This is a genomic window from Arthrobacter sp. Soil_N43 (genome assembly GCF_057655195.1).
Window position 1 is genome coordinate 15,529 of record NZ_JBDGML010000026.1, and the last position, 11,618, is coordinate 27,146.

General features: G+C 66.9%; 12 protein-coding genes and 1 pseudogene. 4 read left to right on the forward strand and 9 right to left on the reverse strand.

The window, feature by feature from the left end:
- The first annotated feature begins 96 nt into the window (after positions 1-96).
- Complete coding sequence (locus AC3A3W_RS01220; protein WP_487440070.1) at positions 97-909, forward strand: GNAT family N-acetyltransferase; 813 nt, start codon at positions 97-99, stop codon at positions 907-909.
- A 19-nt stretch (positions 910-928) separates the two neighbouring features.
- On the opposite strand, the gene AC3A3W_RS01225 is transcribed toward AC3A3W_RS01220, so the two are convergent.
- The 6 genes from AC3A3W_RS01225 to AC3A3W_RS01250 form a co-directional block, all read right to left on the reverse strand.
- Positions 929-1,081, reverse strand: a complete 153-nt coding sequence (locus AC3A3W_RS01225) for a hypothetical protein (protein WP_487440071.1) — start codon at positions 1,079-1,081, stop codon at positions 929-931.
- 12 nt (positions 1,082-1,093) lie between these two features.
- On the reverse strand, positions 1,094-2,494 hold the full coding sequence (locus AC3A3W_RS01230; protein ID WP_487440072.1) for an MFS transporter: 1,401 nt from the start codon (positions 2,492-2,494) through the stop codon (positions 1,094-1,096).
- A 10-nt stretch (positions 2,495-2,504) separates the two neighbouring features.
- Positions 2,505-2,834 (reverse strand): Dabb family protein, encoded by a 330-nt coding sequence (locus tag AC3A3W_RS01235; RefSeq protein ID WP_487440083.1) that lies wholly within the window; start codon positions 2,832-2,834, stop codon positions 2,505-2,507.
- Position 2,835: 1 nt separating this feature from the next.
- Positions 2,836-4,515, reverse strand: a complete 1,680-nt coding sequence (gene chcC1 / locus AC3A3W_RS01240; RefSeq protein ID WP_487440073.1) for a 4-oxocyclohexanecarboxylate 2-dehydrogenase — start codon at positions 4,513-4,515, stop codon at positions 2,836-2,838.
- Between the two features lie 94 nt (positions 4,516-4,609).
- Positions 4,610-5,371 carry an SDR family NAD(P)-dependent oxidoreductase gene (locus AC3A3W_RS01245; RefSeq protein WP_487440075.1) on the reverse strand — a complete coding sequence of 254 codons (762 nt, stop codon included), beginning with the start codon at positions 5,369-5,371 and terminating at the stop codon, positions 4,610-4,612.
- Positions 5,372-5,503: 132 nt separating this feature from the next.
- On the reverse strand, positions 5,504-6,289 hold the full coding sequence (locus tag AC3A3W_RS01250; RefSeq protein ID WP_487440076.1) for an IclR family transcriptional regulator: 786 nt from the start codon (positions 6,287-6,289) through the stop codon (positions 5,504-5,506).
- Positions 6,290-6,422: 133 nt separating this feature from the next.
- Between AC3A3W_RS01250 and chcC2 the strand changes: the two genes are divergently transcribed.
- The 3 genes and pseudogenes from chcC2 to AC3A3W_RS01265 form a co-directional block, all read left to right on the forward strand.
- A complete protein-coding gene (gene chcC2 / locus AC3A3W_RS01255) occupies positions 6,423-8,159 on the forward strand; it encodes a 4-oxocyclohex-2-ene-1-carboxylate 5-dehydrogenase (RefSeq protein WP_487440077.1) in 1,737 nt (578 codons plus the stop codon).
- A 20-nt stretch (positions 8,160-8,179) separates the two neighbouring features.
- Positions 8,180-8,947, forward strand: coding sequence for an IclR family transcriptional regulator (locus tag AC3A3W_RS01260; RefSeq protein WP_487440078.1), 768 nt, complete (start codon positions 8,180-8,182; stop codon positions 8,945-8,947).
- Between the two features lie 122 nt (positions 8,948-9,069).
- Positions 9,070-9,282 (forward strand): annotated as a pseudogene (locus AC3A3W_RS01265) (SbtR family transcriptional regulator); the annotation flags it as partial.
- A gap of 144 nt (positions 9,283-9,426) precedes the next feature.
- Here the strand turns inward: AC3A3W_RS01265 and AC3A3W_RS01270 are convergent.
- The 3 genes from AC3A3W_RS01270 to AC3A3W_RS01280 form a co-directional block, all read right to left on the reverse strand.
- Positions 9,427-10,311, reverse strand: a complete 885-nt coding sequence (locus AC3A3W_RS01270; RefSeq protein ID WP_487440079.1) for a F510_1955 family glycosylhydrolase — start codon at positions 10,309-10,311, stop codon at positions 9,427-9,429.
- 104 nt (positions 10,312-10,415) lie between these two features.
- The gene (locus tag AC3A3W_RS01275; RefSeq protein ID WP_487440080.1) at positions 10,416-11,042 is read right to left on the reverse strand and encodes a DUF305 domain-containing protein; all 627 of its coding nucleotides are present in this window, start codon (positions 11,040-11,042) and stop codon (positions 10,416-10,418) included.
- 146 nt (positions 11,043-11,188) lie between these two features.
- Positions 11,189-11,362 carry a hypothetical protein gene (locus tag AC3A3W_RS01280; RefSeq protein WP_487440081.1) on the reverse strand — a complete coding sequence of 58 codons (174 nt, stop codon included), beginning with the start codon at positions 11,360-11,362 and terminating at the stop codon, positions 11,189-11,191.
- Positions 11,363-11,618 lie beyond the last annotated feature (256 nt).

Here is an 11,618-nt window from a genome sequence, read left to right on the forward strand (position 1 = left end):
CGCGCTTCAACGATTTAGCCAGCAAGGGGCTCCCCGGAAACGGGGAGCCCCTTGCTCTTTGGCTGACCAGCCGGCAGCCGCAGAAGGAGGACCTCGATGACGGCCGAACCCATCCCCGCCCTGGAAGTGCTGATGGACGCCGCGTGGCCAGCACCGGACCGCCACGACACAGGTGAGTGGGTGCTCCGGGCGGCGGAGGGCGTGACGCAGCGGGCGAACTCCGTCTGGCCGCGCGAGTCCGCGGCTGACCCTGCGGCCGCCGCGCGGGAGGCCGTTGCCTGGTACCGGAAGCGCCGGCTGCCGGTGATTTACCAGGTCTTCGACAACGCTTCCGCAGCCCCGCTGAATGCCCTGCTCGACAGCCTGGGCTTCACCAGACAGTCCGAAACGCTCGCTATGTCCATGGGTCCCGCGGGTCCGGCGGCGCCGGAGGGCGGGCTGCAGGTAGGCCCGCTGCAGGTGGGTCCGCTGCCGGCGGCTGCCGCCGTCGAACTCGCCGAGCATCCCTCCGCGGAATGGCTGGAGCTGTGGTGGTCGGTTGACGGCCGCGGCGGCGCCGCGGCGCTGGAGACCGCCCAGGCCATCCTCACCGGCTGCCCCTCGCTGTACGCCCTGGTGAGGGACGACGGCGGGAGGCCGGCCGCCGTCGGACGGCTCGCCCTGGCCGGGGGCTACGGTGGTTTGTATTGCATGGCCACCCGCCCCGATGCCCGGCGCCGCGGTCATGCCACCCGCGTCCTGCGCTCCTTGCTGGCGGCCGGCGCGGCACGGAAACTGGACGGCTACTGGCTCCTGGTGACCGCAGCCAATCCAGGAGCCAGGGAGCTGTATGCCCGGTCAGGATTCCGGGAAGCCGGCCGTTACTTTTATCGGCAGGAGCGGCCCCGGCGGCACCTGACCGGCTGCTAGAATCCCCGCCGGACGGACGTCATGCCTCCGTATGCTCGTGCAGCAGTCCGATCCATGGCAGGCATGTCAGCGTGCCGGGAACGGCGCAGCCGCAGACCGTCCCGGGGTCGTCCGGCAGGTGCGCCGGACCGTCGTGCCGGCGTTCCGGCAGGTTCTGGCTGGTGTCAGTCATCATCGATCTCCGCTACAGGGCAGCCTGCTGCCGCTGTTGGGCTGTGGCTGACCTGCGGCGCCGCGCGGTGCCCTCCAGATACGGACCGCCCAGTTCGTCGATCGGCGTCCTGGACGTCTCGCGGGAACAGAACGCGGACGCCGCGGCAATGAGCATGCACACGGTGCCGAAGACTGCCACGGGAATCCAGCCGGTGACGCCCGGGGCCAGCAGCATGCCGGCGATCATCGGCCCGAAGCCGGCGAGGACCAGGCCCAGCTGGTTGCCCAGGGCCATGCCGGTGTAGCGGACCGGGGCGGCGAACTGCTCGGCGAAGAATGCCGGCCAGATGCCGTTGAAGCCCGAGTAGAGCACGGTCATGTTCAGGAAAGCCGCCAGGAAGACCAGGACGATGTTGCCCGTGGACAGCGCCAGGAAATACAGGAAGATCGTGGCCGAGCACCCGATTGCGGCCGTGAGCAGGAGGGGGCGGCGGCCGATCCGGTCCGAAAGCTTTGCCGCCAGCGGCATGGCAAACATGGACAGGCCGATGGCGACGGCGTTGACCGTCAGGATGGACGCCCGGTCGAAGCCTGCGGTGGACGTGGCGTACGCCAGTCCGAAAACCGTGAAAATCGTCTGCATCACGGACATGATCGACATGCCCGCAACGCGCAGCACATCCGGGGCCTGGAAACGGAGCACCTCCTTGAGAGGCATTGGGGTCACCGTGTCCTGCTCCTGGGACTCTTCAAAGACCGGGGTCTCGTCCAGGTGCGTCCGGACCCAGTAGGCGATGGCCAGGACCACGATGGAGAGCCAGAACGGGATGCGCCAGCCCCAGCTCATCATCGCCTCCTGCGGCAGCGCGGTGACCGGAATGAAGACGAGGGTGGCCAGCACCATGCCGGAGGCGTAGCCGGTCATCACGAAGCTGGTGAAGAACCCGCGCTTACCTTCGGGTGAGTGCTCAAGCGTCAGCGTGGATGCCCCCGCCGATTCCGCGCCTGCGGAGAAGCCCTGGGCCAGCCGGCCTGTTACCAGGAGGATGGGTGCCCAGACGCCAAGCTGCTCATAGGTGGGAAGGAAGCCAATGCCAAGGGACGCCAGGCCCATGATGCCCAGGGTCAGCAGCAGGATCTTCTTCCGGCCCAGCCTGTCGCCGAAGTGGCCCATGACGAGGCCCCCGACTGGCCGCGCCACGTAGGCGACGCCAAACGTGGCGAAAGCCCCGATCAGGCCGATGGCAGGGTCCGCGGACGGGAAGAACAGGTGCGGGAACACCAGTGCGGCGGCCGTTCCGTAGATGAAGAAGTCGTAATACTCCAGCGTGCTGCCGAGGAAGGATGCCAAAGCGGCCTTGCCTGGCGTCTTCCGGGGAGCCGTGCCCGGGGTCTTGCGCATTGCGCCTGGCGTTGTGGATGCAGACTGCATGGGAATCTCCTTAAGACTGCGTTGTCTTAGCGGTGGCCGCAGCGGTGTCCGCGAGGTGGAAGTCCACCGAGAGGATCTGCTGGCTGTTGGGGAACGAGTACGCCTTCAGCGGCTCGTGGAGGGGGTGAGTGTTGTACACCGCGATGTCCTCGACCGTTTCGAAGTCGGCCACAATGGCGTAGTCGAAGGAGCGCTCGGTGCCGAGGACGTCCGCGCCGTGGCTGAGGCTGAGCATGCCGGGGATCCTGCCGGCCATGTTGTTGAGGCCTGCTATCCAGGCCTGCTTGTCGGCCTGCTGGAATCCCGGCTTGAACTTGAAGAGCACCGTGTGGCGGATCATCTCAGGCACCGGCCTCGACAAGCTCGACCACCGGTGACGGCCCGGCAGGAACATACTTCGGTGACTGGCCGGCAAGCGTGCGTCCGGCGAGGTAGCCCATGGTCATGATCGGGCCAAGGGTGGCCCCGGCGCCGGGATAGCCTGCCGCGTAGGCGTTTTCGGTGGTGTTTCCGGCGGCGAACAGGCCGGGGATGGGGCGGTTGTCGACGTCGAGGACGCGGGCCAGCCCGTCGGTCGCCACTCCGCCGTTCGTGCCGAACGCGCCATTGACCACTTCCAGGGCGTAGAACGGTCCGGACTGCAGCGGTCCCAATGAGGGGTTCGGCCACGGGCAGTCGTCGTCGCCCCAGTACTTGTCATACGCACTCTCGCCGCGGCCGAAGTCGGGATCCTCACCCTTCACTGCGTACTTGTTGAACCGCGCCACGGTCGCGGCGAGGGTCTCCGCCGGAACATGGATCTTTGCGGCCAGTTCCTCGAGGGTTTCCGCCTCGATCAGGTAGTCCGGTGTCGGCTGCCCGGCGCGGTGTGCCAGGATGCCGTAGCGCTCCAGGTACGCGTGGTCCACAATCACGTGGGCCGGTGTATTCAGGGTGCGGTTTGCGGCGGAGTCCCAGGACTGCAGGCTGCGGGCGAGGTCGTTGTAGTTCTGCGACTCGTTGGCGAAGCGGCGGCCATGGCGGTTAACCATGATCGATCCCGGGCCCTGGCGTTCGAAGCGGAGCAGGGTGCCCACCGGCTGGCCGTCGCGGGTATCACCGGTGACAGACATCGGCGCCCACCAGGCCTCGCGGGTGCCCCGGGTCTGGCCGCCGATGCGCTGGGACATCCGCAACCCGTCCCCGGTATTCGAAGGCGGCGAGCACATGGTGTACAGCCGCGAGGCCAGCATGGAGTCGGCCAGGGCCTTGTCCCATTCGAAGCCGCCGGTGGCCAGCACCACGCCGTCGTTCGCCGCGAAGCGTTCGCCGGACTCAAGCTCGACGCCGGTCACCCGGCCCTCTTCGGTGAGCAGGCGATGCCCGCGTGCTCCCGTGACCAGGGCGGCACCGTCGCGGACCAGGCTGGCGAGCAGCATCGAGACGAGCGCCTGTCCCTTGGCCACGAGCCCTTCGCCCTGGCGGCCGGCCAGCTCGTCCCACGGGAATTTGGTGAAGGCACCCCACTCTTCGTATTCCCGCATGGTGAACGGCGCCCGGCCGTCGCTGCGCACGTGCTCCCTGAGAGTGCCCAGGGCCTCCCTGCTGTTGAACAGCTCGGGCTCCACTGTTCGGCCGCCCTCCACGGCGCCGGGCAGATCCTGCCGGTAGTCGGGGAAGTTGTCGAGGAAAATGAAGCGGACGCCGCACTCCTCTTCGACGAAGCGCAGCATCTGGTCGCCATAGTTGAGCGCAGCATCGAGCAGTTCCCCGCGCCCGCGTCCCCGGGCCACGGCGCGCACGTACTCTGCAGCGGCTTCCTTCGAATCGGTAATTCCAGCCTTCCGTGCGTGGTGGTTGTCCGCCACCCAGAGCATGCCTCCGGAGACGGCGGACGTGCCGCCCAGCAGCTCGCTCTTTTCGAGGACGACGACGGACTTGCCGGCACGGGCTGCGGTGGCCGCCGCGGTAAGGGCGCCGGCACCGGAACCTACGACAACGACGTCGTAGTTTTCCGCTGCGGTTCCGTGGACGAATTTCATGGGTATTGCCTTTCAGAAGGAAGGAAGTATGCGCAGATGGCTGCGCTGTATTTCTGCGAAGGGGCTGCCGCGGCTTGAGCCGGCGGGGGCCGGGTCAGACGGCGGTGTAGCCACCGTCGATCACGAGCTCGGAGCCCGTGGTGAAGCGCGATTCGTCCGAGGCCAGGTACAGCACGCCGTAGGCGATCTCGTCCGGCTGGCCCTGGCGCGGCAGCGGGTTGGAGCCGACCAGCTGCTTGTAGTACGCCTCGGCGCCGATGACTGACTGCTCCGCCGACCGGCGGCTCATCCGGGTGTTCATCGATCCGGGGTGGATGGAATTCACCCGGATGCCGTAACCTCCGTAGGCCGCCGCGTCCGACTTGCTCAGGAGCCGGACGGCGCCCTTGGTGGCGTGGTAGAGCGGCACGTTCCTGCCGCCGGTGATGCCGTGGATCGAGGAGAAGTTCACGATGCTGCCCGCGCCCTTTTCGATCATGCCCGGGACCACGTGCTTGGTCATCAGCCAGACGCCCTTGACGTTGACGTTGAAGATCAAATCGAAATCCGGCACCGAGGCGGTGTGGGACGCGCCGGCGGGTCCGATGATTCCGGCGGCGTTGACCAGGATGTCCGGTGTGCCCAGCTCGTCGCGGACCCGGCGGACGGCGTCGGCAACGCTGTCCTCTCTGGTGACGTCGACGTCGTACTGGTGAATGCTGTCGTGGGTAGCAGCGGCAGGGATGCCGGCAACGTCCAGGCTGGCAACTCGTGCGCCGTGTTCAGCCAGCAGGGCGGCAGTGGCGCTGCCCAAGTCTCCGCGCCCTCCGGTGACGATGGCGGTCTTTCCGGCCACCCGGTGCTGTGTGGGGTTCATGTGGTGCTCCTCGTGCTCCTGCAGCCTCGTCGCTGCGTCCCAGCCAGACTGGCAGGGGAGCTGTGACTGGAACCACACGATTACCGATGAACGGAAAAACCAACTTCCGGTGACTCCGTTCGGCGACTCTGTTCAGTGGCTCTGCCGGAGGGTGCCCTTCAGCTCTCCCCGCCAGCCCAGGGACCGGGAAATGCCGCGGGCCGCCGCCATCAGGACGGGCACCCGGGCGGCCGTGTTTTCCTCATTGCGCGGCACCACCACGCTGAGCGCGGCGCGGACAGTGTTGTCAGGCCCGAACACCGGCACGGCAATGCCGCTGGATTCCGGCACGATCACGCCCGGCATGGCAGCGAAGCCGCGCTGCCTGATCTCGGCCAGGTGGCGCCGGAGCACAGCGGGATCGGTCAGGGTGGTCTCGGTGAACTTCGTCAGGGGCCGGGCCAGGAACCTGTCCTGGTAGGCGGCCGGGGAGTGGGCCAGCAGGACCAGGCCCGAGGACGTGGCATGCACGGGCAGCCGGCCGGCGATCTTGGTGATGTCGACGATTGTCTTGTCGGAGCCCAGCCGCTCGATGTACAGGACCTCGTCCGAATCCAGGATGCCCAGGGTGGTGGAGTGCTGCACCACTGCCTGGACATCCTCCATGAACGGCAGGGCAGCCTCCCGCAGTCCCAGCATCTTGGATCCACGGGAGACGAGTTCCCACATCCGGGTGCCGATGTGGATGTCGCCGCCGGGTTCGCGTTCGAGGAGCCGTTCGAGCAGCAGGTCGTTGACCAGGCGGTAGGTCGTGGTCACAGGGAGGCCGGTCCGGCGCCCCAGTTCGGCGACGCTCATGGAGGTATGGCGGTCGTCGAACGCGCTCACGATCCTGACGAAGCGGCCGATGATCGACTCGCCCGATGGGGAATTGGCCACGTTTCCTCCTTCGGATTCCCGCTCAATGGTAATCCTCCTCCCGGGCGCCCGTGCCGCCGGGTCTACTGGGGGTTTGGCAGTCTAGGCCGGTGGCCGCAAGGATGCGCGCGGCCGGCAGAACGGGAGCAAGAACATGAGTGAAACCGGAAAGACGATGGTCTGCGACGTCCTCGTCATTGGCTCGGGCGTGGCCGGGATGGCTGCGGCGTTGAAGGCCGCTTCACGGGGATTGAGCGTGATCGTTGCGGAAAAGGAACAGTACTTCGGCGGAACCACGGCCATTTCCGCCGGCTGGGCGTGGGTCCCCGGCAACAAGCAGGGCGTGGCGCAGGGCGATACGAGGGCAGAAGCCGAGACGTACCTGAAAAACCTGGCCCCGGAGACGTTCAACGAAGCAGGCGTCAGGGACTTCCTGGATACCGTGCCCGAGGCTATCTCCTTTTTCGAGAATGAAACCGAGGTGAAGTTCACCTACCCGGAAAAGTCTCCGGACTACCAGATGGACCTGCCCGGCGCGAAGCTGTCCGGCCGTGCCATCTTGCCGCAGGACGTCGACGCCCGGGTGCTGGGGAACAAGCGCCTGCTGATGCAGCCGTACATGAGTTCTTACACAGTCTTCGGCTACATGCCCCAAGTGGGGCCGGACATCAACGAGTTCTTCCACGTCAACCAGTCGATTAAGTCGTTCGTCTATGTGGCCAAGAAACTGCTGCGCACGTGGGCCGACGCCGCCCGGTACAAGCGTCCCGTCCTGCGCTCCAACGGCAACGCCCTGATGACGCGCATGGTCAAGAGCGCCGATGACCTGGGCGTGCGCCTGTGGAAGTCCTCACCGGCCCTGTCCCTGACACGCGACGACGCCGGAACCGTCACGGGCGCAGTGATCGGCGGTGAGCATGCGGCCACAGTGACGGCGCGGCTCGGCGTGATCCTCGCTGCGGGCGGCTTCTCCGGCAGCAAGGAACTGCGGCAGCAGTACTTCCCGCACGACGCCGACGGCGAGGACCACTTCACACCGACAGTGGGCCACGGCGGGGATGCCGCCACCCTGGCAATGAGTGCGGGCGGACACGTTGACGATTCCGTGTCCAGCGTGGGTTCCTGGGCGCCGGTGACGGTCTTCAAGTACCTCAGCGGCGAACAGCGCCTCTTTCCCCACCTGCGGGCCATCGGCCTGCCCGGCCTGATCGCCGTCGACCGCCACGGAAAGCGCTTCGGCAACGAGGCACTGAGCTACCACGACTTCGGCGGCGCGATGATCGAACACAACAGGGACGAGGACAAGACGTTCGGGTATGTGATCGGCGACGCGAAGACGATGCACAAGTATGGCATCGGCTATGCCAAGCCCTGGCCGATGCCGCGCGGGTATTTCTACAAGACCGGCTACCTGGTCAAGGCGGACACCCTGGTGGAACTGGCCGGAAAGCTCGGCATCGACGCGGACGGCCTCACCGCGACCGTGGCTGAGTTCAACCCCTCGGCGGAGCGGGGTGAGGATCCGGCATTCGGCCGCGGCTCCACCCTGTACAACCACTTCCGCGGCGACCTGGAGCACACGCCGAATCCGAACCTCGCCCCGGTGGGCAAGGGCCCGTACTATGCCGCGAAGATCCAGATGGGCGACCTGGGCACCTTCGCCGGGATAGGCGTCAACGAGCACTCCGAAGTCCTCACCGCTGAGGGAGCGCCCATCCCCGGCCTCCTTGCTGTCGGTGCAGCCGCGGTGAGTGTTTTCGGCGGCGGCTACCCGGGCTACGGCTCGCACATTGGGCCGGCCCTCGTGTTCGGTTACCGCGCAGGCCGCGACATCGCGGCGCTCGCGGCCGCCCGGGGCGCGGACCGCACGGCCAACGTGTCAGCCGGCTAAGTGCCAGGCCGGAGGCGTCCATGGCAAACTCGCCCTCGGGTGAATCTGTGATCAGCCGCGTCGTGCGGCTCATGAGTGCGTTCGACCGGGACCTGCCGACCATGACGCTCTCCGGTTTGGCCCGCCGCGCAGGCCTGCCCCTGACCACCGCACACCGGCTCGTGGACGATCTGGTCCTGCACGGCCTGATCGAGCGGCTGCCGGACGGGAACCTGCGCTCCGGGATGCGGATGTGGGAGTTGGCCGCCCGGGGTTCGCGTGCGCTGAACCTTCGTGAGCTCGCGCTGCCCTTCATGGACGATGTCCAGGCGGCCGTCCACCAACACACCACGCTGGCGGTGCTGGACCACGGGACGGTGCTCTACGTGGAGCGCCTGTCCTCGCCTGCATCCAGCCTGGACGCTGCCCACATTGCCCAGCGAATGCCGATTCACGCTGCCTCGTCCGGCCTTGTGCTGCTGGCCTTCTCTCCGGCACGCTTCCAGGACGAAGTGCTGACCCGCCCGCTGGCGGCGGTGACCGCCGAGACCATCACTGACCCGGGCCTCATCCGGAAGCACCTGGCCGACATCAGGCAGCGCGGCTATGTGGCCCTGCCGGGCATCGGAGTCACGGAGTGGACCGGCATTGCCGTGCCGGTCTTCGGCCCGGACAACGGCATTGCCGCCGCGCTCAATGCCATCGTTCCGCGGCAGGAAGCCGCCGTGCCCTTGATTGTTCCTGCGCTGCGGACAGCCGCCCACGGGATATCGCGCGCGTTGAAGGCTGCTGCGCCGCCCCGGCGCTAGCCCTCACCTCGCAGAAACCAGACGGCAGCTTGAGGCGGTCCCGGACACCTACGCCATGATTTCGCACTTCCGCCACGGCGGGGACGAGGCGGCACGGCTACGTACCAGGGGCAGCTCGTCACCATGCCCAGCAGCACCTCAACGATTTCCTGACAGAACTGCTGCGTGAGGGAGCAGAGGCAGGCGTCTTCCGCAGCGACGTCGCCCCTGACGAGCTTGCAGGTTACTGCTTCCACGCCTTGGAGGCAGCTGCCTGGCTGAAGTCCCGCGAGGCCGTCCGGCGGCTCGTGAAAGTCACCATGACCGGGCTGGAAGCACCGGCCGCTGCCGACTGAACCGTCCAGAGTTTCTACTAGCGCCATACCAGTGTTGACCAGCACGGGGACGAGGCCCGGCAGGAACGACAGGAGCCGGATGGGCGCTCCAACGCTTTCGGCAGCCAGCACCACCAAGCGGATCCATGACGGGTCATTCTTGGGTCATGAGGCCTGGGACGGCCGGAAGCTGATGCCAGCGTCGGTGGAGACGACGACACCGTCCGCGGTGGCTGCCCAGATCCAAGGGTTGCCGTCGGTGCCCTTGACGGCCGCTATCGCCATGACCTGGCCGTCGATGCGTCCTTTCTTCGTCCAGGTCGCACCGGCGTCGGCAGAGTAGTGGACGGTTCCGTCCGGTTCCACGCCTGCTGCTTCTGCCGGGTGGGCGAAGGCCGCGAACTGGATGACGGGTCCGGCTTTCACTGGCACCCAGGTGGTTCCGCCGTTGGTGGAGCGCTGGATCCCGCCGGGGGTTGTGGCCAGGACGGTGTCGCTGTCGGGGTGTCCGGCCAGGACAGCGGGGGCGAAGTCGGCGGCCACTGTTTTCCAGGTCCTGCCGTCCCGGCTGGTTCGCAGTGTTCCGTCGAACGCGATGATGCCGGACTTGGTCGTGGTGAGGGCGTGGAAGTCCGATTCGCCCTGACGGGAGAGCTGTTCCCAGGTCTTGCCACCATCGGTGGATCTGATCAGCCCGAGCGGGTTGGGAAGGTCCGAGCCTTCTCCCGGGTGACCGGAGGCGTAGAAGACGCCGCTGTCCTTGCCGGCGGTGAACCCCATCAGGTCGTTGGTGCCGCCGATCTTGCGGGCGGGCTGCTTCGTCACGTCGAACAACCCGTCGTGCGTGGCCAGAAGGACCTGGCTGGTATCTCCGCTGACGGTCAGCCCGTGGATGTGGGCGCTGGGCAGACCGCTGCCGGCCTGCTGGGCGGACGATGATTCAGCTGACGGTTCTGAGGGCGGCGCGCAGGCCGCCGCGACGAAGACGAGAGCCGCGGCACTTGCGATCACGGCTGCGGCCCGCGGGATGGTTTTGCTTGAGATAGGCATGCAAGGCTCCGGAAGGAAAGAGGAAGAAGAAAATAAGTCAGCAGGATCCGGCACCGGCCCCCGCCACCGGGGGCGGCAGGGGCCGGTGCCGGACGGCGAGACGGCTAGAGGGTGGCCAGCAGTTTCTGCATTTCCTGGATTTCGGCTTCCTGGGCGGTCACGATGTCCTTGCTGAGTTGAACGGCGTCGGGGTTTTTTCCGGAAGTGTTTTCGGTCTTGGCCATCATGATGGCGCCTTCGTGGTGGGCGATCATCTGGTTCAGGAAGAGTTTGGCGGCTGCGGCGCCTTTGGCAGCGTCGAGCTTCTTCATGTCGTCATGGCCCATCATGCCGTCCATGATGTGGCTGGTGTGGCCTGAGGGCATCTGCATGGGTTCATTCCAGCTCTTCAGCCAGCGGGTCATCATGTCGATTTCCGGACCTTGGGCGGCCTTGATCCTGGTAGCCAGGGCCGTCACCTCGGCAGGAACGTCCTTCTTCTTCAGCATCATGTCGCTCATCTCGACGGCCTGGGCGTGGTGCGGAATCATCGTCTGGGCGAATGTGACGTCCGCGGCGTTGTGGTCCGCGGCCAACGCTGGGGCGCTGGGCGCGTTGGCGGATGGGCTGCTGTTGTCCGTGCCGGGCGTGGACGTGGGGGAGGAGACGATGCCGGGCCCGGACGCGCAGCCGGCCAGGGCCAGGACAGCGGCGAAGGCGGTGGCGGACAGGGGCAAGAGCTTCTTGTTCATGGAAAATCAGGTCCTTAAAATCAGTCGGCGCATGGCGGCGTCGGGAAAGCATGCATCAGCAGATGCGATCTGGTGGCTCGGGAAAGGGGATCAGTAAGAGACGTGCGCTTGGAAGTGGGCGTTCCCGGCGCAAAGCGGTCCTCTTTTTACGTCCTGCTGATGGACAGCTCACCCGGCGAAGGACTGCCGGGCCGGTAGGAATAGGACCCCGGGACCGCCCCGGGTGCCGTGGCGGTGGCGATGACGCCGAAAACGGCCGTGCCCGGAAGCGGGACGGACAGTGACCCGGTCTTCCCTGACGGAGTGCAGGACACCGTCATCGCGTGCATGCTCAGGCAGCTATCGGAGCACGAGCACTGCTCTGCGACGATGCTGTGAGCAGTGTGCCCGTCTGAAGAATGCTGGGCTGGCGAAGCGTTGGCGACGCCCTGCTCCGCATGAACATGCGCTGCCGCGGAGTGTGGGTGTCCCGCCCCGGCGCCGGCGGCGGCAGTGAGGGTGACCGGGGAATGCATGCTGTGGCCACCGGTTATGACGTGCATGCCCAGGATCCCGGCGAGCACGGCCAGGATGCCG